Here is a 22,849-nt window from a genome sequence, read left to right as displayed (position 1 = left end):
GTATGAAACGATTTCTTACAACTCTATATCTGGCACGTTAACCTGACAGTCTAGTTCGATCAAGAGGGAACTTAATTTTATTGTTAAATTATATACAATGATATGTTTGATTGCTGCTTCACTAAACAAAAAAAGGCGACACAGAGTGCCGCCTAGCGTTGATTACTTACCGTATAGATGTTCCCACCACTGTGGCTCTTGCTTTAAATGTTTGTCGAAATAAGCCAGCATGGTGTTCCACCAATGGAAACGCTGGTCACGAGCCAAAATTTGGTGATCTGCGCCTTTGTATTCGACCAATTCAACATCTTGGCCAAGGATCTTCAAGGCGGTATACATATTATGGCTTTCACCTGGCGGCACATTGGTATCTGCGTCGCCATGAATTAACAGTAATGGTGTTGTTACTTTGTCCGCATTGAATACCGGGCTATGCTGTGAGTAAAGTGCTGGGTTGTTCCAGGGAAAACTTCCTTTTGAAGCCTCGCCAGAATACAAGTAACCCCACCAGCCTTGGCCCCAGTATGAGGTAATATTAGAAATACCAGCATGTGAGATAGAAGCTGAGAACAAATCAGTTTTTGTTGTTAGCAGCATAGTCATGAAGCCGCCATAAGAAGCACCTAAATTACCTAAACGCTTATCATCAACGAAAGGGTAGGCTTTCACAAACTCTTTGGTACCCATGATGATATCATTAGCAGTGTGTTCACCCCAAGCATTGACGTGCTCTGCTGAGAATTTCTGACCGAAACCCGTCGCACCGGTTGGTTGCAAGACATAAACCACATAGCCTTTTGCTGCCCATAAGTTAAAGGGGTAACGCCCTGTAAAGCCACGAGTCACTGGAGAAGTGCCGCCGTAGTAATAAACAAGTGCTGGGTATTTTTTAGCTTTGTCTAAATCGTGTGGTAGATACACACGGCCTTTAATCTCCACGCCTTCAGTATTAGTAAAATTAAACTCTTCGAGATTGGCAATTTCCGCATTCTGGTATGCGATATTTGTTGAGTCCCAGAGCGTGTCAGCTCGCTTATCTGAAGCAGACATGGTTTTTAACTGCTGTGGAGTTGATGCCGTAGTTCCTGTGAATAAGATCTCTGGATTACGTTCACTAGACACTGAATAATTTGCGACAACATCCAGTCCGGTATTTAAGCGTTTGAAAGTAGATTTACTTTCGTCGAAAAAGAAAAGCTGTTGACGATCTTGGTCAGTCGCTTTCAGTACCACATCGCCATTATTGAGTACGGTAAAGCTGCCTATGGCTGGATCAAAGTTTTTACTCAGTGCTTTTACATTGTTGCCTTTGCGATCTATCCAATAAAGTTGACCATCATAGTTATTCGCGAGCATACCTTCAGGTAAGTTGCGCCCCGCACCTTCAGCAAAATCAGGACCTGCAGTTACATAAATACCATTTTTAGTGTATTGAGCACCACTAAATGTACGGTATTGGCCAATGACATTTTGCTGATTGTTTGATAGATCGATTTCTACCAACTCCGTCAGCATGTGAGGTGGTTGCGCATAGTCTTGCTTATTACGCGTTGCTAAAACCGTGTTTGCTTGTGCGTCAAAGTCGGCCAAGCTGTGGCTTTGTGCGCCAACGGTCACAGGATTAAGTAGCCCACTTTTGATATCGAGTAAGAAGATTTGCGATTGAGTGCGGGCATATGACCATCTATCTTCTAATCCTTGATAATGTTTAGTCAGTTTGCCTTCTTCTTTGCCGCTGTTGGTCCACGCAAAAATAAGCGTATCATTATCAAAAAACTCGATACTATTTGCGCCATTGAGCTTAGTAGCAACTTGAGTACGTTTAAAGGTTTTTACATCAAGGGTGTAAGCTTTATTATCTTTTAAATAAGTGAGCTTGCTGCTGTCATCACGCCATGCAAAGCTATTTGCACTCATACCATCGAAACTGTAAAGCATGTCACCATCTTCATTATATAAAGCAGTTTCGGTGATTGCTGAGTTGCCTTTTTCATCATCGTAGTGGCGTACGGTAGAAATGTAATATTCGCCGTTAGGTGAAAGTGAGATAGCACTCACTGTTGGAGCATCAAACAACTGCTTTGCAGACAGCGCTTTGGTTTGTTTTTCTGTCAGCGTGATAATGTCATGCGCTGCTTCACCTTCAAAGCTAAGATCAACCTTATTCCAGTCATTTACCTGCTCGGCGATAACGAGGATTTGATGATCGCCCTTGACTACATCAAGCTGAACTTCTTTAACACCTGAGACCGGCTCTCCATTTAGAAATACTTTGGCTTTCTCGATGCCCTCAAGCTTGAGTTTGCCAGAGACAAAACGTTGAGTAGTGAAATTAAATTTCAGAGCCTGCAGTCCAGGTATCGTTAATTGAGATACTTTATTCAGTGCTTGCCATTTGCTTTCATTATTGAATAGCGTTACCTGTTTGGCGTCTTGTTGTAATGATGGTAGCAGGTTTTCAATAATTGCATCACGATGAGCTGTATCCGCTGGCTTTATTGTTGATTCGCCTGCGATGGGACCCAAAAATTGTATTTTTGATTCGTCTAATGGGCTTGCTGAAAGTTGTGCTGAGACTGCCGTAAATAGTAGAGTAACGGCTGTACGTAGTTTCATTTATGTGCGCCTATTGTAGGTAATTATACGATAAAACTATATCATAGTATTTTGAACTGGTTGTATTGCTGCGATAGACGTCCTAAATTTAATAGTCTGTGTTGAAGAGCAAAGCAACGAATGTGTTTAAGTAATGTTTTAGCGTTGAATTAAGAGGAGAATTTACTTGGTTTTTTTATTAACCTACATGTTTTTGGCAATAGCGATCTCTTTTATCTGTTCAGTGATGGAAGCGGTGCTGCTCAGTATTACGCCAAGTCATATAGGGATCTTAAAGCAAGAAAACGATGCATTAGCGTCGCGAGTTCAGCGCCTAAAAGACAATATCGATCAGCCTTTATCGGCTATCTTAACGTTAAATACAGTTGCACATACTGCCGGTGCGGCAGGTGTTGGAGCGCAAGCTGCAGTGGTATTTTCAGATGCAGCTGTCGGTATTGCGTCGGCAGTGATGACACTGCTGGTGTTGGTTCTATCAGAAATCATTCCGAAGACCTTGGGAGCGACTTATTGGCGCGGACTAACGCCGATTGTTTCAAGCGTGTTGATTTGGTTAGTTCGAATTTTAAAGCCATTTGTGTGGATGTCGGATCAGTTAACAAAAGTGATAGGCCGTAAAGAAGATGAGGCTCACTATATTCGTCAAGAAATCGAAGCAATGGCGGAAATAGGCTCTGAAGCTGGTGCACTGCATCAGGACGAGACTGAAACCATTCGTAGTTTATTACGTTTTCGCCATGCCAAACTAGAAAGCATCATGACACCGAGAACGGTGTTATTTAAGGTGCATAAAGATATGACAGTGCACGAGTATTTGTCTGAACATGGCTCGGTTGCTTTTTCTCGGGTGTTGGTATTTGATAAAAATACAGACGACATCATCGGCTTTGTACATAAGAATGACATTATGCTTGCTTATCATAGGCTTGGAGAAGACTATAAAATTGGTAAGCTATCGCGACCTCTTTACACCGTACCAGAAACGCTAGCTGCGCCAGAGCTATTCAAAGCGTTACTGGCAAAGCGTCTACACATTGCGCTTGTTATTGATGAATATGGCGATGTACAAGGTATAGTGACATTAGAAGATTTGCTTGAATCATTAATGGGAATGGATATTGTTGATGAGCGAGAGCAAACTACCAATATGCAGGCAGCAGCTAAGCAAAAGTGGCGAGAGCGCGTAGATAATCATGATAATTTGATTGAAGACAGTGACGAAGCTGGAGAAACGCCTGAAGCACAAAGCGACGGAGAGGAAACACCCTCTCCAGAGGTTAAGGGTTCGAATTAATCATACGCTGCCAAGAGTGTATCCACCCTACTAGGTCTGTTAGTGGTTTAGGTTTACTGATTAAAAAGCCCTGCATTAACAGGCTATGCTTGTAGCGGTCAAGGTATTGTAGCTCTTCAATCCGCTCTATACCTTCAGCTACTATGTCTAACTGTTGATTTTGTGCGATGTCGATTAAGCTGTCGATAAGTACCTGTGAAAAGCGATCGGATTCCACATGGGTTATCAAAGAGCGGTCGATTTTGATCTCGGTAAACGGCAAAGACTTTAATTGCTGAATATTGGTAAATCCAGTACCAAAGTCGTCTAAAGAAATATCAAATCCCCGGATCCGTAACCGGTTCATTGTTTCCAGTTGAATAGACTGATTCATCGGTTGATTTTCAGTAATTTCTAAAATGATATCACTAGGCTTTAAACGGTTTATTTCTAGAATAAGTGCCAGTTTATCTGGGCAGCTCAGATCATTTAATTGCACAGGCGATAAATTAAAGGCCATTTTAATCGGATAATTAAGCTCAGACTTGATTGCTTTGAATTCATCCGTCGCCTTTTCAAAAAGCTGGAAAGTAATGATGTTGATTAGATCTGTATCTTCGGCTACGCCAATGAAATGGTCAGGTAAAATGACCTGCTCGGTATTTTTAGACACAATACGGGCTAGCACTTCGACACTTTTTATCTTTTTGTCACCACGGTGAACCTTTGGTTGATAGTAAGGTGTAATTTCGTTGTGACTAATGGCATGCAAAAGATCGCTTTCGGTCACCTTTTCAATGCGGCTACGTTTTACAGTGGTATATGTCTCCATTTTTTTGAGCATGCGCTCGACATCAACCAATTGTACGGGCTTGGAAATATTGCCGATAAGATGTGCATTGGACTGTCTGGCAAGGTTGGTTGCTAGATCAATAATCTTCTCGTCCATTTCGGAAATAATAATAATGCCGCCAGAGAACCTTAGCTCTCCCAGTTGGCGAATAAACTCCATGCCATCCATTTCGGGCATATTGAGATCTGTAAAAATGGCGTCAAATTGATGAGGAGTCTGCCGTATTTTTTCTACAGCGTTTACCGCACTTGAGCAGGTTGTGACATGCTCAATGCCAAGCTCAGTCATAATAGCTTGCATTACAACTAGGATCGCGGGTGAATCATCTACTACCATTATCCGATGTTTTGCTAATGACATTAACAATTCCTTCGTATACCTTACCTCCTTAAAGTCTAGTACAAATAATTTAAAGTGCTCAAATCTCAAAACGCTTTAAAAGGTGATTTTTACTCAATTTGAAGCGCAATAATGACACTTTACCTGCATTTTTCTAATTCAGATTTCGGCAGCACTTTATGAAGCGGACGCTTTTAGCGATAATGCCCCAAATGACCTTTGGATCTGAATATGAATAGAGTCGAGCTTTCGCTAGCGGACAAAGCGGTATCTATCTTTTTTAACCAACAACAAGTAGTACAGCTTTTTGTCGAGCAGCAAGCGATTACCTTTGAAGAGCAACATAATGGCATTTTAGCGACCATTGATGGACAAGCACTGGCGGTAAATACAGAGCAGTTACCTCAGGGGTTACTTGGGATTGCAGTAAATGGAGCTGAACTTCAGTGGCTTGAAGTGAGCACTGAAACACCTAAAGAAAAACGCAGCTTATTTGGTTTGGCGGCATTGGGCTTAAAGTTATTTAAAAGTGCCAAAGTGGTTAAAGCTGCCTTGGCTGGCGCGTCCGTGGCAGGGTACGCATGGCTATTTTCTTGGCAGTTTGCGCTTATGCTTGTGGCTTGCTTAGTCGTTCATGAATATGGCCACGTCCGCGCTATGCGCTATTTTGGGATTAAAACAAAAGGCATCTATTTGATCCCTTTCGTTGGTGGACTGGCTGTAAGTGACGATAAGATCACGACCCGCTGGCAAGATGTAGTTATTTCGTTGATGGGACCGGCATTTGGGTTGATAACCTCAATCCTTGGAGTGGTGTTATATTACGCGACAGAGATGGAAATCTTTGCTGGTGTTGCAGTATTAAGTGCACTGTTGAACTTATTCAATTTACTACCCATTTTGCCGTTAGATGGTGGGCATGTTCTAAAAAGCATAAGCTTTTCAATGCGCTCTTGGGTGGGGTTATTGGCGTGTATGGCTGGGGTATTATTCGGCCTTTGGATAAGTTACACCTTTGGCTTAATCCTACTGGTAATATTCATTTTGATTGGTAGTTTTGAAATCCTGATCGAGTGGCGTGGCCGTAATTACAGTCACTTATTACCCCTAGACCGATATGGGCAAGTGGTCAGCGCCATTATGTATATAGTTGTTATTACAGGTCATGTTGCGGTGATGATGCATTTTGCTGATTCAGAGAATCCAATCCTAAGCTTACCAATGAAAATTTTATCAAGTTAACCTGTGTAAGAAGGTGCATTACGCACCTTCTTACAGGGGCAGCAACAATAAAGTTGCGATAATTACACCTGTTACCAGCAATTGTATTAGGCAAAACCCCATAATATCTTTGGCTTTAAGGCCTGCAATTGCAAGTACCGGGAGTGCCCAAAATGGCTGGATCAGGTTAGTCCAAGCATCACCCCAAGCAACTGCCATCGCGACTCTGGCTATGTCTGCATTAAGCGCTTCTGCTGCGGGAATAATAATTGGTGCTTGTACTGCCCATTGGCCGCCACCTGAAGGCACAAATATATTTACAAAGCCTGCACTTAAAAAGCTCCACAGCGGTAATGTCCATTGACTGCTAATAGAAACAAATCCTTGAGATATTTGTTGCGCTAGTCCTGTTTCGACCATGATAGCCATGATCCCAGCATAAAAAGGAAACTGGATCACGATACCGGCACCACCTTGAATTGCTTGCTGTAGACTATTAAGAATATTTGCAGGGGTTTTGTGTAGCAGCATGGCTAAGAACAAAAACAGGGCTATGACGATATTCAATGTCAATGTGCCTGCATTTAAAATAAAGTAAAAGCCCAAGTAGCTAAGACCGAGTGCTCCTCCTAACATACCAAGCCATGAAGCATTTTCTAATTTTGCAGCCGGAGTATCGCGGTTACTGATATCATTACTTTGTTCAATGAGCTTTTCTTTATCAACAATAACTGCGTCATCATCTTTGGGCAGCATCAGTTTATTTATAAGTGGTAAAACGATAAAAATACTGAGTACGATGAGCAGGTTAAATGATGCAAAGATTGTCTCTGAAGTGGTAATAATACCGATGCTCTTTTCACTAAAGTGGCCCGGGGTTGCGATAGTCAGAGGGACTGAGCCTGATAGGCCTGCGTGCCAAACAACAAAACCAGAGTAAGCACTAGCCACTAACAAGCGATAATCGACTTTCACTTTTCGAGCGATGGCCTTTGCAAACAAAGCCCCGACTACTAAGCCAAATCCCCAATTTAGCCAGCTGGCGCTCATCGCAACAAAGGTGGTGAGTATAATTGCTTGAGAGGGAGTTTTAGCTAGGCCTGCGATACGGTCTAGCGCTTTTGCTATTGGAGGGGTAACGGCAAGCATGTGACCACATAACAAAACTAACAACATCTGCATCGCAAAAGTAAGTAGCTTCCAAAAACCATTACCCCATGCCTCAAGCACCATGACAGGCGTTGCCGGCGTAAACAATGTGGCGAGTACCATCACCAAAAAAGTGAGTAAAAGTACAATCACAAATGGATCGGGTAGATACTTGTCGACTAATTTTGTTAGTGGGGTGGTAAACTTGCCAAGCATAAGACATCCTGTTTTCATTATTATTTTATGTAAATCAAAGTGATTGAATTACGCATAATAATATAGCTAAACTTTAAGCTAAAAGTTAGTGGTTTAGGCTAACTTATAGTGAACAGAAAATAATGAGTTTCATTGGTTTCTTTTAAAATCAAAGTGTTAGGGTTGGCATGAAATCTGATATATTAAAAAGAAAGACTTTAAGTAACTAAGAGAGGTAACCATGTCTGGACAAGGTTCTGGTGGTAATGTAATTGCAGCGATTTGTAACGTCTTTTTCCCTGGCCTTGGTCAGTTGGTTCAAGGTCGTATATTGGCGGCTTTAATCTTCGCAATTGTTGTTGTAGGTGGATATGCACTGTGGTTTTTATTGGTTCCACCCGTGATTGCAGCCGTTTTCCATTTATGGGCTATTATTGATGCTGCTAAGTATACGCCGCCTAGGTATTAACGGTTATACCAAAAAGTATAACCAACCAGTCAGGCTGAACATACTCAGCACAGTAGACAGCACAACGGTAGCCGCAAGCGTTGCTTGTTGGCTGTCGAGTTGTCTAGCAACAAGATAGGCATTAACGCCCAAAGGAGAGGCACTCATTAAAGTCACTACCTGAACTTGTTGAGTTGCCAACCCTAAATAAGTGGCAAAGAGATAAACCAATCCCGGCAGTAGCATCAGTTTTACTGCACTTAGCCATATTGCACCGTGTAATTTACCTCGTACGCCATACTGTACCAAGCTCGCACCTAAAATAAATAGCGCCCCAGGAATGGCGGGTTTTGCCAACCAACTAAAGCTTTCAAGTATTAAGCTTGGTAGTTTTAACCCAGCAACGTTTAATATCAAACCACCCGAAATACTTATCACTATTGGATTTAGCAGCAGGGGTTTGACAATATCCACCTTATTTTTGTGCCTTGCTGCCAGTAAAAATGTCATAAAAAACAGCATCGCACTATGGAATGTAATAATCATAAATACCATGGCAGCGGCTTGCTCACCGAGTGCCATTAAGATAATCGGTAATCCGACTAACACGGTATTAGAGTAGGTGCCACTTAATGCCAATGCTGCGCTGTCTGCTTTTGAACGATGTTGTGCCTTGAAAAGAAATAGGTATAAGCTTACATAAGTCAGAGCGACTGGAAGATAAAAGGATAATAACAATGAGCCCGTCGCGAGGCTTTCCAGATCTGCTTGCACCATACTGCTAAATAACAGCACAGGAATACATAAATTAAAGATAAAAGTACGCAAGCCATCAAGCTGATTGATGGCAATAAAGCCTATCTTTGCACTCAAAAACCCAGAAATAACGATAAAAATGAGAGGAAATAAGATCTCAACAGGCGACATGCGTTGACCAACAATCGAGTGGTTAAAAGGTAATTCTATCAATGAATGCTTAGCGGACGCTACTTAGGTATAATAAAACAAGGTAATTTAGTTAAGAAGTAAAGATGGAATACCAGTTTATTCGTGACCCACTTTCTGGGTTTCGAGCTCGCTTAAATGACGAGCATGCGTTGATAGGTCGGTGGCTGAGCGAAGAGCTTGCACATGAGCGTATTGTCAGCTTGCTGATACAGCTTGAAAACCTACCAAATCAAAAAGAAGAGCTTGTGTTGGCTGGAAAAGAGATCCGCGCCACGTTCACGCCGCAAGAAGCATTATTTGAAAGCCACGCTTTGTTTCATGAAAGTGATGACATAGCGCAATACCAAGAAGACGCACTGGCTTTAGATGAGTCGGGTATGATGGCGGTGTGTGGCTATGAGGACTTTTTACCAATGCTGGTAGAGTGGGCTGAATTTACCAAAGCTAAATAAGTTCTGTGGGGTCTATTGATCTTGCAAGCTTGAGTTCAACAGCCCCTGAATTATAGAGATAGCTTATTTGGGCGTTCCATAGAGTTGCTCTGCTCTATTAAATAACACCCATGAAGTGAGTATATACTTATCATTAGAAACTGGAATGTTGCCTCTATGTGTATGTGTAAAATACCCTGGCGCTATCACCATAGAGCCTTTTACTGGGGCAATTTTACGCTGCTGATAATAAAACTCAGTCTCGCCACCTTCCTCGACATCGTTAAGGTAGAACATAAATAACAGCACTCGGTGTAAGGCTTCATTATGGTCATGTTGAGGGTAGACTTCGCTATGCCAATAGGGATAGCCGCCTTTATTTATTTGATAGCGCTGGGCTTGGATAGCACCCAAACGAAACAGCTGTTGAGCAAGGACCGGGAGTTGTGGCTTGCCGACTTCTTCAAAGTTATCCACAGTGAGGTCGACAGGCTCACCAGTTTTAGGGTGATACACTTTAAGTCCAAATGCACCGATGATCATAAAGAAATGTTCTTCAAGGTATTCAAATAAGTGCTTTGCCGTAACTTGTTGAATGTGCTGTAACTGTTTGGCATAGTCAGGGTAGGAATTTAAATAAAGGTCGTGACTGACTTTTTTACTCAAGTCGACACCACCAGACGTAGTCCCCTGTTTTAAATGTGGGCTTTGATCGAAGGTCTTTACGAATTCATCGCAAAAGTCTGAACTGAGTGCGTTATCGTAAACGCGAATAAAATCACTCATGTTTTTCCCTAGTTTTTATTGGAGTTATTATGCTGTCTGAAAAGCTTATGCCGCGTTTTTGTGATACAGACGTGCTTGGACATATCAACAATACCGTACTCCCAGTGTGGTTTGAAGCCGCGCGCACACCTATTTTCAAAATATTTACACCAGATTTAAATCCAAAAGAGTGGAAATTGATTGTTGCCAAAGTCGAAGTCACCTTTAAAGGGGAGCTGTTTTATGGTCAGGAAGTTGAAATAAAAACGGCTGTTGAACATATTGGCAACAGCTCATTTGTCATTTTGCAGCAGGCTTGGCAGCATGGAGAGTGCTGTGCTGAAGGTAAAACTATAATGGTGCGATACGACTTTGCGGTTAAGCAACCTCAACCGCTGAGTCAGCAAGAGCGCGATGCGCTAGGTACTTTTATGGTTTCTGCGGTTTAAACTGATGACCAATTGCCGCTGAAATACAAGGTTTTACTGTATAAGTGAAACCATATTCTGCGGTGTTATCCGGCATGATCTCCAAGATCTCATAATCGTTTAATTCAACAATATTACTGCCTTTGCTGTGCTCGCAACGTGAGTTTCCGTCAGATTCAAAGCGAAAGATAAAGTAAGCCAATATTTGGTTAAGTACATCGTTATAGTTTTTGCCTTGCTCGTGCAAATCTGGATTGGGATCGTTATTAATAGATACCGTTAACGACTCCGGCTCATCTGCAGTGGACTGTGCTTTATCTTGTCGCGGAGTATCGCCGCTCGTGTTGGCCACTTGAGGTTGAGTTTCCGATGCTCCTTCGTTTTCTTCTGCAGAGCGCGATTCTTTCGCGTTGGCTTGGAAAGAAATCCCGGTCTCATCTACTTTGAAATCAGAAGAAAACTCAGTAAATGCGGTTGAAGCCCCGGATTTAGCGATGCCGAGCACCAAGAAAGCCAGTAAAACAAAACACATGATCAGCCTGATTATTGCTGTTGTCGCCGGATAGCGATAGTGACTCTGATGCCAAAAAGGCTTTATACGTAATGGTTTAAGTAAGAAAAGCACCACGACGTAGCACGTCATTAATAGTTGCGCGAGAATTAATAAAAAGGTGCTGGTAATAAAAAACCAAGTAGGTAACGACAGCAACACACTCAAATTATGTGTGTAAGGGAAGTTATCTGTGCTGACCCCAGTTAAATCGTTGATACGGCCATCAGCTTGAACTAACACAAAATTAGCGATAAAGGCGTAAAATAACAGTATCAGTGCTTTACCTGGTACACTTTCCCAAAAGATCATGATCCTTGGCCAGAATTCATAGCATAGCGCTGTTACTGTGGTTATTAATATCAAAAAAGCGATAAAGTGATTATCTTCAGGCTCACTTAAGCTGAACATGAAAATAACAAAGCTGACCAAATAATAGCGTTGAGCTATCGTTAGGCTTTGCCAAAATTGGCCGATGGAAAAGCGCAGTCTTGCTAGGTACGCGGTTAAGTTTTTTGGCGCGAGAAGTTGGTGCATAATAAATGAATTTGTAATTATTATGCACCAATAATAGAGACTTTTAGAAATTAAGACAACAAGGGCTTAAGGTACTTACCTGTATGCGAAGCCGCGAAGTCTGCCACCGTTTCAGGCGTACCTGAGACGAGTATTTGACCACCTCCAGCTCCTCCCTCTGGACCTAAGTCTACAATCCAGTCTGCGGTTTTGATGACATCTAGATTATGCTCGATAACCAACACCGTATTACCATGATCGCGCAGACGATGTAATACCGCGAGTAGCTGCTGAATATCATGGAAGTGCAGACCTGTGGTTGGCTCATCGAGGATGTAAAGTGTTTTACCGGTATCTCGTTTTGATAACTCACGAGCGAGCTTAACACGCTGCGCTTCACCACCGGACAAAGTTGTGGCGGCTTGCCCTAAGCGAATGTAGGAAAGGCCAACGTCCATTAAAGTTTGAAGTTTGCGATTGATAGCGGGAATTTTATCAAAAAATTCTCGAGCGTCCTCAACGGTCATTTCCAACACTTCGTGGATATTTTTACCTTTATACAGCACTTCTAGTGTTTCACGGTTATAGCGCTTACCAGTACAGACATCACAAGGAACGTAGACATCCGGTAGGAAGTGCATTTCTACTTTGATAACGCCATCGCCTTGGCAGGCCTCACAGCGACCACCCTTAACATTAAAACTAAAGCGGCCAACCTTATAACCGCGTGAACGCGATTCTTGTGTTCCTGCAAATAATTCGCGGATAGCAGTAAAGATCCCGGTGTAAGTTGCTGGGTTCGAACGTGGTGTGCGACCGATTGGACTTTGATCAATATCGATAACTTTATCGAAGTGATCTAGCCCATGAATTGACTCATATGGTGCAGCTTCTTGCGTTGTTGCACCGTTTAATTCCTGATGAGCAAGCTTGAATAGGGTGTCATTAATGAGGGTAGACTTACCTGAACCAGATACCCCTGTTATGCAAGTCATTAGACCAACTGGTACTTTTAAATCGACACTTTTTAGGTTGTTGCCCGTTGCGCCTTTAAGCTCAAGCCACTTGTCATCACATTGATGACGTTGCGTTGGAACGTCAATGCGTTTTTCGCCACTGAGATATTGCCCTGTTAATGAGTCTTTGCTTTGCATTATCTCATCGCGAGTTCCCTCTGCGACGACATAGCCACCGTGCACGCCGGCGCCTGGGCCTATATCTATGATGTGATCGGCTGCACGAATGGCATCTTCGTCGTGTTCTACCACAATCACGGTGTTGCCAAGATCTCTTAAGTGCGTGAGTGTTTTAAGTAAACGGTCGTTATCGCGTTGATGTAGACCAATTGAAGGCTCATCCAGTACGTACATTACCCCCACGAGACCTGCGCCAATTTGGCTTGCAAGACGGATCCGCTGAGCTTCACCGCCAGATAAAGTATCAGCACTACGCTCCAAAGAAAGGTAGTTTAGGCCAACATTGATCAAAAATGATAAACGGTCGCGGATCTCTTTGAGTATTTTGTCCGCAATATGCGCTTTTTGGCCAGTGAGTGCTAAGTCGATAAAAAATTGACTGGCTTCACCGATACTCATCGTTGTTACGGTCGGCAGATTGGTCGAGCCGATAAATACATGGCGAGCTTCTTCACGCAGGCGTGAGCCATGGCAACTTGGACAAGCTTGGCTGGTTTGGTACTTGGCGAGCTCTTCTCTTACTGAACTTGACTCCGTTTCCCGATAACGGCGATTCATGTTGTTTAACACGCCTTCAAACTCGTGATTGCGGGTGATCAGATCGCCTCTGTCATTGCGATACTTAAACGCGATTTTAGTTTTGCCTGAGCCTTCTAATACCACTCTTTGAAATTTACTCGGCAGATCCTGAAATGGCGTTTCTAAGTCAAATCCATATTGCTCGGCAACTGAGCTTAGCATTTGAAAATAGTAAAAACTGCGTTTATCCCACCCTTTGATTGCACCGCCAGACAAGCTTAGTTCTGGGTTTTGCACTACACGTTTGGGATCAAAATACTGCTTTACCCCTAAACCATCACAGCTTTGGCACGCACCTGCGGGGTTATTGAAAGAAAACAATCGTGGTTCAAGTTCGCTCATGGCATAGCCACAAGTTGGACAGGCAAAGTTGGCCGAGAAGATCAGTTCGTCTGCGTCGCTATCATCCATATAGGCGATTTGCGCAATGCCATCAGCCAAATCAAGCGCGGTTTCAAAAGATTCGGCTAACCGTTGTTCAAGCCCTGCTTTAACTTTGAAACGATCCACCACGACTTCTATGGTATGTTTTTTCTGTAACTCTAGCGTTGGTGGATCTGAGAGATCGCATACCTCGCCATCGATACGTGCACGAATAAAACCTTGGCTCGCAAGCTCTTCTAATAGTTTTACGTGCTCACCTTTACGATTTTTCACCACCGGTGCAAGTAGCATGAGTTTGCTACCCTCGGGTAACGCAAGCACAGTATCAACCATTTGGCTGATAGTTTGTGCGGCTAACGGTAAATCATGCGTAGGGCATCTCGGTTCACCCACTCGAGCAAAGAGTAATCTTAAATAGTCGTATATTTCGGTAATGGTTCCTACGGTTGAGCGTGGGTTGTGAGAAGTCGACTTCTGCTCAATGGAAATCGCGGGAGACAAGCCCTCAATGTGATCCACATCTGGTTTTTCCATCAGCGATAAAAACTGCCTCGCGTACGCAGACAAAGACTCAACATAACGACGCTGGCCTTCTGCGTATAAGGTGTCAAATGCTAAAGACGACTTCCCTGAGCCAGAAAGACCCGTGATCACTATCAACTTGTCTCTTGGAATAGTGAGTGAAATGTCTTTTAAATTGTGGGTGCGGGCACCCCTAACTTCTATTTTATCCATACGACCCTTGTGTTTTTTCGTGCGCTGTACTGAGTACGCGATACTAATCCACTAAATTGAAACCTGGATCAGTCAAAGCATGATGTGAAGTGAACAGATTACCGCATCCCGAATACAAAATTAAGTTATCTCTGCTAAACGAACTAAACTTATTAAACCGATCAACTTGGGATATTGATTTTGTATCGACTTTTATTGCTTATGGTGCTGCTTTGCCAAAACAGCTTCGCTTGTGAGCTGGTGGTGCGGTTTGAGAATTATGCGGCGCAGTCTAAATTAAATGACAACCTTGTTTGGCACGGTATGGACGTTGATTTCGCAAAAGCCTTGTTAGATGAAGCTGGGTGTAGTTATCGCTTCGTAAGTATTCCTTGGGGTCGGGCGCTGAAGCTATTAGAGGAGGGCGATATCGATCTTATTTTGAGTGTTACAAAAACACCAGTACGAGAACAGTTTGCCTATTTTATTGGTCCTCAACGAATGGAAACCATTGTTTTTGCAATGAATTCAGGCGAACCTCACCAGCTTGACTCACTTGAGTCGTTATTCCATCTGTCAAAGCCCATCGCTATTCAGCGTAATGCTTATTATGGTGAAGCATTTACAGCTCGTCTTGCGCGTCGTGTCGACAGTGAAACGCAATTTATCTATGTACCAGACAATCAGGTGAAACTGAATTTGCTCAAAAAGGGACGGATTGCAGGGTTTTTAGAAGAAAAATTCAACATCCTGTATCAAAATAAAAATAACCCTGATTTTGAAAAGTTTGCTATTAGTCCGTTGGTTATTAACGAAAGCCCAGTATATTTTGCTTTTAGCAAGGCACGCACAACGAGCGAGCGTTTGCAGCGGTTGAGTCAAGCATTTGAACGGGTAAAACGTAGCGGGAAGTTAGAGCAGATCACGGTTAAGTACGACGTTCATTAGCGTTTTTTCTTTCGGAGCAAGCCGCTCAAATTCATGATGTTAATAACCGCATTGCAAAGATCCGCTCGCGCTAGTGTAAGTTAAGAAAAGAGTTTGTTAAACTTGCGCGTGATTTTCGATAGTGATGAATACCGCCTTATGTCTAATGACTCTTTAAACCCGACAGAAAAGCGCGCCGCGATTTCTCTTGCTGGTGTTTTCGCTTTCCGCATGCTCGGTTTGTTCATGCTGATGCCTGTGTTGGCTGTTTATGGCCAATCTTTACAGGATGTTTCACCATTGTGGATTGGTTTGGCGATTGGTGCTTATGGTTTGACTCAAGCCGTGCTACAGATCCCTATGGGTTGGTTGTCTGATAAGTTCGGCCGTAAGCCAATTATTATAGGTGGTTTACTGGTGTTTGCCTTGGGGTCCGTTATTGCAGCCTTAGCGGATTCAATCTATTGGGTAACGTTTGGTCGAGCGCTACAGGGCATGGGTGCTATTGCAAGCGCTTTACTTGCACTTGCCGCAGATTTGAGCCGCGACGAGCAGCGTCCTAAAGTAATGGCGGTCATCGGCATGTGCATTGGTATGAGCTTTGCTGTGGCCATGTTATTAGGACCAATGATTGCGGCGTCTTTTGGTATCGCGGGAATTTTCTGGCTTACTGCAGTATTAGCGATTGTAGGTATTGCTATCATCACTTTTATGGTACCAAATGCGGTAAATAAAGCGCCAAAAGGCGACACAATTGCAAGCTTTGCAGATATTCGTCGCTTGGTTAAAAACCCACAGTTACTGAGACTTGATCTGGGTGTGTTGCTATTACATTTGACGTTGACTACGATTTTTGTAGCCTTGCCAGGTCAGTTAATCCGTGATGGCCTTGCTGCAGACAGACACTGGCAACTTTATATTCCAGTATTCTTACTCGCCTTCATTTTGATGGCACCGATGATGATAGTGGCGATCCGCAAACAAAAAGAAAAGCAGACATTCTTGCTGTCTATTGCAATGCTAGTGGTAAGCTCAGTTACCTTGTATTGTTTTGTAGATTCACTTTGGGTGATCGCAGCTGCTATGTTGGTCTATTTTATTGCCTTTAACTTTCTTGAAGCAACTATGCCTGCGCTGGTTTCTCGCATAGCTCCAGCAAATCAAAAAGGCTCGGCGATGGGAGTGTTTTCATCAGGCCAGTTTCTAGGTGCATTTATAGGCGGTGCTTTGGGTGGTATCTTGGCACAAAATTTTGCGGTCGATACGATATTTGCCGCAACGGCTATTATTGGGGTAATATGGTTTGTTATCGCTTGGGGTATGCAAGTGCCACCTAAGAGCAAAGCGATCAGCTTAGTTTCTGCTGTAGAAAATGAGCAACAGGCGACGGAATTAGCAGACCAACTGGTTTCATTACCTGGGGTACTTGAGGCCACGGTAGTAAGAGATGAGAATCGTAGCTACCTAAAAGTAGATGATAAAATTTTTGATTTGAAGCAAGCCAAGCAAGTGCTGGGCTTGTCATAGTGTGAGGAGACAATGCCATGGCACGTGGTGTTAATAAAGTAATTTTGGTAGGTAATCTGGGCCAAGATCCTGAAGTTCGCTATATGCCAAACGGTAACGGCGTGGCTAACATCAGCATTGCAACTACGGATAGCTGGAAAGATAAAAACACCGGTCAATTGCAAGAGCGCACAGAATGGCACCGCGTGGTGTTGTTTGGCAAACTTGCGGAAGTTGCAGGTGAGTATTTAAGAAAAGGCTCGCAGGTGTACATTGAAGGTCGTCTACAGACTCGTAAGTGGACAGATCAAAGCGGCCAAGAAAAGTATACAACGGAAATCGTTGTGGACATGGGTGGTCAAATGCAAATGCTAGGTGGCCGTGGCGAGCAGCAAAGTCAAGGTGGTGGCCAGTACCAAGGTGGTCAACAGCAGCAAAATAATTATGGCCAGCAAAGCTATAATCAAGCGCCTCAGCAGCAATATTCGCAGCCACAGCAAAGCCAGTCAAACCAACAGCAAGGTGGATTCGCACCACAGCAATCGCAACAGAATTCACAGCAGTCTTCTGGATTTGGCGGTCAGTCTCAAGGTGGTTTTGCACCACAACAGAACCAAAACAACGGTCAATCAGGCGGAAGCTCAAACCCTATGGAGCCGCCAATTGATTTTGATGATGATATTCCCTTCTGATCCGTACTAAAGAGTGGTATAGCGTTTAAGGAAACCCTAGCATTATGCTGGGGTTTTTGTTTTTTATTGGCTTACATTATCTCTAAGTAAGTTGCGATAAGTTGGCTTAGATGAAGCTTAACCTCATGTACGATCAATGAACTTAACGCATTTCTAGTTTTGGCTCAGTTGCTTAACCTTTCTGTACAATTTAAAGCCGCATTTTGCTTGAGTTTTGCATTATTTTGAACAACACTTCAGTTATCTTTTCACGCAATAAAAATATTATGCCAACTCAGCTGTTAGATGGATTTAGTCGTCAGTACCGAAAAAAGCTAGTCGCGGTAAGTTTGGCGGTGTTGTTGTGTTTAAATTTTCTTTTTAGTCATTTATTACACCTTCAGGTTCACACCCAAGGAGAGGAGGCTGCGGCTGAAATTACCCAGCTATCAACTGAAGCCTTTGCTGCGGGAGCAAGTGAAATAGCTACGAGGTATGGTTTTTCGTTGTTACCTGTTGCGAATGCAGAAGAACACCAATTTGCTGCGAATGACCAAACCGTTACCTTATATCATGAATCTATATGGATAAGTCATGGTTTCATATTGATATTTTTTAACTTGTTGTCAATTGGACTCGTGTTATTCGTACATCGGTGGTGGTTTTTATATGGTAAGGCGGCATATAGCTCAAATGAGCAAAAACCAGTGGCGTTGCCAGCTCCGCCTTCTGAAAGGCAATATGCGTTATTTGCTTTAGTCCATTGGCAGTGTAGCACGCCCAAAGAAGTTGACTTGCAACTACACTTTCAGCTTGCGCTGGTTAAAGGCGCTGGAGAGTTTGGGACGGTAGCGGTTAAATATCTTGCTTCGGGAGCACTAGCAGTGACAGTCAAGCAAGTAGGAGCGACTAAAGGTATGGATTTGACAAAGCAAATTCATGAAATCGTATACAGAGTGCTGCTAGAGTTTCGGGGGGATTTGTCACGCAGTAAAGTCAAGCTCGGCGCTTGTTTTTATCAGGAGAGTAAACAGCAAACACAGGTTTATCAAAGCGCTAAATCAGCGCTCTCAATCGCGCAAAATCAAGTGTGGCAACATACCCATTTAGTTCATCTTACAGAGTTATTGGCAAAACGTCTTAATGAAGACGGTGAGGCTTTGCTTAGTTACCTCAAAGTTGGGCAGTTTTCACTATTCTTCCAGCCGTTGTTCGACTTTTTAGCCGAAGATGTAATTGTAAGCGAAGCGCTATTGAGGATAACTCACAAAGAAATGGGGAGAATTTCGGCCAAGCAGGTGATGCAACACCTTTATACCCCTGAGCAATTTCAGTTTCTTGATAGAGCGATAGTGAAGCAGGTGTTGTCTGTTTATGAGCAGGAAAGGAATTTTGGTAAAGTAAGTATTAACTTACATATTTCGAGTTGGGTGGATAATCAGTTTATTGATTGGCTAGAGGGGCAGCTCATTGCGTCTCATAGTGGTGCGGCAATCGGGTTTGAACTTAGCATTGAAGAGGTCTACCAACATGGAGAGCGATTGTTGACCGCTTTTGATAGGTTGAACCGACTTGGGTGCGATATTTATTTGGATAACGTTACGCAGGCTCTGACGCTAGGGCGCTCACCGCTTGTCGAGTTGGTAAAAGCCATCAAACTCAGCTATGAGCTAGTGCACGGCATTGAAAAGTCTGCCTACCGTAAACGCACAGTAAAGCAAATCGTCGCTCAAGCGAGAAGCTTGGGTATCCCAGTATATGCAGTGGGGATTGAAACCGTTGCTGAACTGAGTTGCATCAAAGGGCTTGGAGTGAAAGGGGCTCAAGGGCATTATTTCTCCGCACCATTACAACAACTCGCTGATATTCACTAAAATGCTAATCGCATGAGCTGATTAAGTCGACTTTTTGTTTTCCAAATATCTCAAGCCATCTAATCCTTGTAAACCGCCGGTATGGATTGCGGTGATCACACTGCCTTTTTTGAAGTATCCTTGTTTGGCCAAAGTGAAAATGGCGTAAAATAGTTTCCCCGTGTAAATAGGCTCAAGAGGCAAACGACATTTTACTTTCATTTCATGACAAAAGCTCAGCAATTCAGGTGTTGTCTTGGCGTAACCTCCGTGGTGAAAATTATGGAGTAGCTGCCATGGCGCGCAGCGCTGAGCTGTGATTAATTCATGTATCTCCTGTGCTAGGTATTCAGCACCTTTAAGTACCGTAACGCCTAAAACCTGCGTGTGGTTAGGTAGCCCCGAGGTTAGTCCTGCTATTGTGCCACCACTGCCCACGGCAGTCATGACATAATCACTTTGAGGCAAGGAATGCGCTAACTCTTCAACGCCTTGCAGTGCAAGTGCATTAGTGCCGCCTTCTGGTATGAGATAAGCATTATTAAACTTGGCTTGCAGAGTTTTAATGTATTCAGGTTGATTTCTTTGCCGATATTCGACTCGACTCACGGGATGAAGTGTAAGCCCGCAAGCGCTTGCCATTTTTAGCGTTGGATTGTGTAGGTCAATCTCTGGGCCTCTAACAATTAAGCGCCCTTTGATTGCGAAAAGTTTGCACGCCATGCTGGTAGCATATAAGTGATTGGAAAACGCCCCGCCAAAAGTGACTAACTCTCCAAGGCCTGCTTTCTTTAGGTGGAGAATGTTGTATTTTAACTTACGCCACTTGTTTCCTTGGATCACAGGATGGAGCAAATCATCACGCTTAACCAGCAAAGTCAAACCGTACTTATCCAATGTCGGGTGGTGAATAGTTTGAATTGGTGACTCGGCGATATTGGTGATGGTTTGCATGATGAAATTAGTCTGATATTTTGCGCTCTATAATAAATAACCCGAGCATTTCACTCCAGAGGTTACCACATATCTTTGATTGCCTATCTACTATTTTGGGCTCGAATTAGTAATACATCACAATGTTTGAGAAAAATAGGCAAAATCTCAGCTAAAAACTGGCAAGACGCTGGTTAATAGTTGTAAACTCAGATATTAATTGTGCAAAGCTTGTGTTTTACTTTGTAAGTACATAGCATAGAGCCCTAACTATAAGAAATAACAAGACCAAACAATTGCCGCTGTTGGGAATGGAACATATGCGAATTGCTCCTTTAACTTTTATTGTCTCGGCCTCGATCTTGGCCATGGGTACTGTTGCTCAAAGCGCTATGGCGCAAGATACTGCGACGGTCACTGCCATCGAGTCTGAATTGTCTAATAAGCAAAGTGAATTAGACAGATACTCGGTCGTTTTAGAAAAGCACCTAGCAGAGGAAACGCGTCTGCAGTCTCAACTTGAGTTATTGAGAAAACGTTCAGGTGAGTTAGATAAAGAAAAAAATCAGGCCTTAGATGCAATGAATGAGTTGTATCGTCGGCTAATTGATGATCCTTCCATTGATATTTCTTCTGCGCAAACGCGTTATCAGCAAGCGGTGGCAGATCACAAGCAGAATAAAGAAGACATTGCGATGCAAATTGCGGCGATTGCATCACAGCGTAAAGATATTGAGCAAGTCCGTGTAACTAAGCACACCTTAGTAAATACACTCGAAAACTTAAAAGATCAGCTTGGCACAGCGCGAGTAGAGCGACTACGTAATGAGTTTACTCGTGAAGGTACTTTAGAGGTAGACCACACGATTAACTGTAAGCGCACAGAAACCTTGGCGGCTTGTGAGCAGCGTGGTCAGCAAATGGGGCTTCAAAAAGCAACTAAGCGCTTTATTGATCAGATTTTTGCAAACCTAACCGAGAGCCGTGTTGTCGAGCCAAAACGCAATATGGCTGGCGCGCAGGTTCAAGTGATTAGCAGCCATGTTGTAAATAGTGGATTTAGTGGACAAGGCAACTACAACGTTAACCTCAGTGTGACGATGCGTGGTGATGTAAATAGCAGCCGCTTATGTAACTTGTTGAGCTTAGACAATCGTTATTGTGCTGAGTATGGCACTCCGCTTGCCGTAAATTACCAGTCTAACTACTCGAGCGTCTACAGTGATAATCAACTGACTTTTTCGGACGAGCAAAGTGAGCCAGTTGAAGTTGCGACTATTACAAAGCAGCCTGTCGTGGAGACCCCTCTTGTAAAAAAGTCACAAACGGCTGATAAAACAGTCGAGTTAACTTTAAGATCAAATGTTTACGACGACGAAGTATTTATTAATGGAGTCAGCTACGGCGCGACAAAAACGACAGTAGCAATTCCTGCCGGATTTTATGATGTTGAGATCCGTAAGTTAGGTTATGAACCTTATAAAGCACGCATTAACCTACGAGCTGCACAAACCATTAATGCGAAATTGGTGAAGAAACGCCAATCGATAACGTCTGTTGTAACGAAAAAGCCTGCGTCTGAAGCGCAACAAGCACAGGTGGTTGCTGTTGCAACTACCGAAAATGAGCTAGCTATTATCCCTGCTGGCACTTTTAAAATGGGAGATTTGACGGGTAATGGTCTACCAAATGAGCGTCCCATTGTTGAAAAAGTGTTGAGTCATTCATATGCCATGCAGAGCACTGAGGTTACAGTAGCGGCTTTTCGCCGTTTTGCACAAAGCACTGGATATAAAACCTTAGCCGAACAAGGTAAAGGCTGCGCATATTATAAAAATGGCGAACCGGTTTGGGAGCTTGAATATAATTGGGAAAACCCAGGTTACGAGCAATCAGATAATTTTCCCGTTGTTTGTGTTGCTTATGATGATGCCAAAGCGTATGCCAACTGGTTATCTGGCGAAAAAGGACAGCAATTTAGATTACCCAATGAAGTTGAATGGGAATATGCGGCGCGTGCAGGCACTGCATCTGAGTACCCATGGGGTAATGAAATCGGAAGAAACCTAGCTAATTGTGGTTGGTGTGGCAGTGAGTGGTCTAATAAAAGCCCTTCACCAGTTGCCCAATTCTCGCCCAATGGCTATGGCTTATATGATACTGTAGGAAATGTCTGGGAGTGGACGCAAAAGCGTGCTTCTCAGAACGATGTTACAGTGCGTGGTGGTGCATGGAATTTCGCGCCGAGTTTGGCTCGAGTGTCAACTCGCTTAGCGTTAGCGCCAGATTTTAGAGCGAATTATATAGGTTTTCGACTCGTTCGAGAGCGATAAGTAGTAAATTAAGAGCAGCAG

At 43.2% G+C, this 22,849-nt stretch carries 18 protein-coding genes; 10 read left to right on the top strand and 8 right to left on the bottom strand.

All coding sequences use genetic code 11. From position 1 onward, the window contains the following. Positions 1-162 precede the first annotated feature (162 nt). Positions 163-2,616: an alpha/beta hydrolase family protein gene (locus CWC29_RS14895; protein WP_138521448.1), complete on the bottom strand. Its 2,454-nt coding sequence runs from the start codon at positions 2,614-2,616 to the stop codon at positions 163-165. A gap of 166 nt (positions 2,617-2,782) precedes the next feature. Here CWC29_RS14895 and CWC29_RS14890 point away from each other — a divergent pair, with 166 nt between their 5' ends. Beyond that, positions 2,783-3,910 carry a hemolysin family protein gene (locus CWC29_RS14890; RefSeq protein WP_167815440.1) on the top strand — a complete coding sequence of 376 codons (1,128 nt, stop codon included), beginning with the start codon at positions 2,783-2,785 and terminating at the stop codon, positions 3,908-3,910. Here CWC29_RS14890 and CWC29_RS14885 read toward each other — a convergent pair. Further along, a complete protein-coding gene (locus tag CWC29_RS14885; RefSeq protein ID WP_102055961.1) occupies positions 3,894-5,102 on the bottom strand; it encodes an EAL domain-containing response regulator in 1,209 nt (402 codons plus the stop codon). The genes CWC29_RS14890 and CWC29_RS14885 overlap by 17 nt on opposite strands. Positions 5,103-5,312: 210 nt before the next feature. Here CWC29_RS14885 and CWC29_RS14880 point away from each other — a divergent pair, with 210 nt between their 5' ends. Then, a complete protein-coding gene (locus tag CWC29_RS14880; RefSeq protein ID WP_128727556.1) occupies positions 5,313-6,323 on the top strand; it encodes a metalloprotease in 1,011 nt (336 codons plus the stop codon). Positions 6,324-6,353: 30 nt separating this feature from the next. On the opposite strand, the gene CWC29_RS14875 is transcribed toward CWC29_RS14880, so the two are convergent. Then, positions 6,354-7,667, bottom strand: coding sequence for a short-chain fatty acid transporter (locus CWC29_RS14875; protein ID WP_128727557.1), 1,314 nt, complete (start codon positions 7,665-7,667; stop codon positions 6,354-6,356). A 220-nt stretch (positions 7,668-7,887) separates the two neighbouring features. On the opposite strand from CWC29_RS14875, the gene CWC29_RS14870 reads away from it, so the two are divergent. Further along, a complete protein-coding gene (locus CWC29_RS14870; protein WP_010376621.1) occupies positions 7,888-8,115 on the top strand; it encodes a hypothetical protein in 228 nt (75 codons plus the stop codon). Positions 8,116-8,118: 3 nt separating this feature from the next. On the opposite strand, the gene CWC29_RS14865 is transcribed toward CWC29_RS14870, so the two are convergent. Beyond that, a complete protein-coding gene (locus CWC29_RS14865; RefSeq protein ID WP_235956581.1) occupies positions 8,119-9,063 on the bottom strand; it encodes an AEC family transporter in 945 nt (314 codons plus the stop codon). A 62-nt stretch (positions 9,064-9,125) separates the two neighbouring features. On the opposite strand from CWC29_RS14865, the gene CWC29_RS14860 reads away from it, so the two are divergent. Next, positions 9,126-9,494 carry a YacL family protein gene (locus CWC29_RS14860; RefSeq protein ID WP_138521446.1) on the top strand — a complete coding sequence of 123 codons (369 nt, stop codon included), beginning with the start codon at positions 9,126-9,128 and terminating at the stop codon, positions 9,492-9,494. Between the two features lie 63 nt (positions 9,495-9,557). On the opposite strand, the gene CWC29_RS14855 is transcribed toward CWC29_RS14860, so the two are convergent. Next, positions 9,558-10,259 carry a 2OG-Fe(II) oxygenase gene (locus tag CWC29_RS14855; protein ID WP_088531994.1) on the bottom strand — a complete coding sequence of 234 codons (702 nt, stop codon included), beginning with the start codon at positions 10,257-10,259 and terminating at the stop codon, positions 9,558-9,560. Positions 10,260-10,288: 29 nt separating this feature from the next. On the opposite strand from CWC29_RS14855, the gene CWC29_RS14850 reads away from it, so the two are divergent. Continuing rightward, positions 10,289-10,687, top strand: coding sequence for an acyl-CoA thioesterase (locus CWC29_RS14850; protein ID WP_128727559.1), 399 nt, complete (start codon positions 10,289-10,291; stop codon positions 10,685-10,687). Here the strand turns inward: CWC29_RS14850 and CWC29_RS14845 are convergent. Together CWC29_RS14845 and uvrA are read right to left on the bottom strand one after the other, a co-directional pair. Next, positions 10,668-11,753: a hypothetical protein gene (locus tag CWC29_RS14845; protein WP_128727560.1), complete on the bottom strand. Its 1,086-nt coding sequence runs from the start codon at positions 11,751-11,753 to the stop codon at positions 10,668-10,670. The genes CWC29_RS14850 and CWC29_RS14845 overlap by 20 nt on opposite strands. Positions 11,754-11,803: 50 nt before the next feature. Next, positions 11,804-14,626, bottom strand: a complete 2,823-nt coding sequence (uvrA, locus tag CWC29_RS14840; RefSeq protein WP_138521444.1) for an excinuclease ABC subunit UvrA — start codon at positions 14,624-14,626, stop codon at positions 11,804-11,806. A gap of 180 nt (positions 14,627-14,806) precedes the next feature. Here uvrA and CWC29_RS14835 point away from each other — a divergent pair, with 180 nt between their 5' ends. The 4 genes from CWC29_RS14835 (at position 14,807) to CWC29_RS14820 (ending at position 19,583) form a co-directional block, all read left to right on the top strand. Then, on the top strand, positions 14,807-15,553 hold the full coding sequence (locus CWC29_RS14835) for a substrate-binding periplasmic protein (RefSeq protein ID WP_128727562.1): 747 nt from the start codon (positions 14,807-14,809) through the stop codon (positions 15,551-15,553). Between the two features lie 138 nt (positions 15,554-15,691). Beyond that, positions 15,692-17,059 carry an MFS transporter gene (locus tag CWC29_RS14830; RefSeq protein WP_128727563.1) on the top strand — a complete coding sequence of 456 codons (1,368 nt, stop codon included), beginning with the start codon at positions 15,692-15,694 and terminating at the stop codon, positions 17,057-17,059. A gap of 17 nt (positions 17,060-17,076) precedes the next feature. Then, the gene (ssb, locus tag CWC29_RS14825; RefSeq protein WP_128727564.1) at positions 17,077-17,730 is read left to right on the top strand and encodes a single-stranded DNA-binding protein; all 654 of its coding nucleotides are present in this window, start codon (positions 17,077-17,079) and stop codon (positions 17,728-17,730) included. Between the two features lie 266 nt (positions 17,731-17,996). After that, a complete protein-coding gene (locus CWC29_RS14820; RefSeq protein ID WP_128727565.1) occupies positions 17,997-19,583 on the top strand; it encodes an EAL domain-containing protein in 1,587 nt (528 codons plus the stop codon). Positions 19,584-19,604: 21 nt separating this feature from the next. On the opposite strand, the gene CWC29_RS14815 is transcribed toward CWC29_RS14820, so the two are convergent. Beyond that, positions 19,605-20,516 carry a 1-aminocyclopropane-1-carboxylate deaminase/D-cysteine desulfhydrase gene (locus CWC29_RS14815; protein WP_128727566.1) on the bottom strand — a complete coding sequence of 304 codons (912 nt, stop codon included), beginning with the start codon at positions 20,514-20,516 and terminating at the stop codon, positions 19,605-19,607. 299 nt (positions 20,517-20,815) lie between these two features. Here CWC29_RS14815 and CWC29_RS14810 point away from each other — a divergent pair, with 299 nt between their 5' ends. Next, complete coding sequence (locus CWC29_RS14810; RefSeq protein WP_138521443.1) at positions 20,816-22,828, top strand: SUMF1/EgtB/PvdO family nonheme iron enzyme; 2,013 nt, start codon at positions 20,816-20,818, stop codon at positions 22,826-22,828. Positions 22,829-22,849: the final 21 nt, after the last annotated feature.

It is taken from the genome of Pseudoalteromonas galatheae (assembly GCF_005886105.2).
GTDB classification, from domain to species: domain Bacteria; phylum Pseudomonadota; class Gammaproteobacteria; order Enterobacterales; family Alteromonadaceae; genus Pseudoalteromonas; species Pseudoalteromonas galatheae.
This window is presented reverse-complemented; position numbering and strand designations above follow the sequence as displayed.

Bases quoted from the DNA above. Each gene is read 5' to 3' on its own strand.
- CWC29_RS14870 (WP_010376621.1), top strand. From the start codon at position 7,888: ATGTCTGGACAAGGTTCTGGTGGTAATGTAATTGCAGCGATTTGTAAC.
- CWC29_RS14820 (WP_128727565.1), top strand. From the start codon at position 17,997: ATGCCAACTCAGCTGTTAGATGGATTTAGTCGTCAGTACCGAAAAAAG.
- CWC29_RS14875 (WP_128727557.1), bottom strand. From the start codon at position 7,667: ATGCTTGGCAAGTTTACCACCCCACTAACAAAATTAGTCGACAAGTAT.
- uvrA (WP_138521444.1), bottom strand. From the start codon at position 14,626: ATGGATAAAATAGAAGTTAGGGGTGCCCGCACCCACAATTTAAAAGAC.
- CWC29_RS14830 (WP_128727563.1), top strand. From the start codon at position 15,692: ATGTCTAATGACTCTTTAAACCCGACAGAAAAGCGCGCCGCGATTTCT.
- ssb (WP_128727564.1), top strand. From the start codon at position 17,077: ATGGCACGTGGTGTTAATAAAGTAATTTTGGTAGGTAATCTGGGCCAA.
- CWC29_RS14885 (WP_102055961.1), bottom strand. From the start codon at position 5,102: ATGTCATTAGCAAAACATCGGATAATGGTAGTAGATGATTCACCCGCG.
- CWC29_RS14895 (WP_138521448.1), bottom strand. From the start codon at position 2,616: ATGAAACTACGTACAGCCGTTACTCTACTATTTACGGCAGTCTCAGCA.
- CWC29_RS14880 (WP_128727556.1), top strand. From the start codon at position 5,313: ATGAATAGAGTCGAGCTTTCGCTAGCGGACAAAGCGGTATCTATCTTT.
- CWC29_RS14845 (WP_128727560.1), bottom strand. From the start codon at position 11,753: ATGCACCAACTTCTCGCGCCAAAAAACTTAACCGCGTACCTAGCAAGA.
- CWC29_RS14855 (WP_088531994.1), bottom strand. From the start codon at position 10,259: ATGAGTGATTTTATTCGCGTTTACGATAACGCACTCAGTTCAGACTTT.
- CWC29_RS14815 (WP_128727566.1), bottom strand. From the start codon at position 20,516: ATGCAAACCATCACCAATATCGCCGAGTCACCAATTCAAACTATTCAC.
- CWC29_RS14810 (WP_138521443.1), top strand. From the start codon at position 20,816: ATGCGAATTGCTCCTTTAACTTTTATTGTCTCGGCCTCGATCTTGGCC.
- CWC29_RS14860 (WP_138521446.1), top strand. From the start codon at position 9,126: ATGGAATACCAGTTTATTCGTGACCCACTTTCTGGGTTTCGAGCTCGC.
- CWC29_RS14850 (WP_128727559.1), top strand. From the start codon at position 10,289: ATGCTGTCTGAAAAGCTTATGCCGCGTTTTTGTGATACAGACGTGCTT.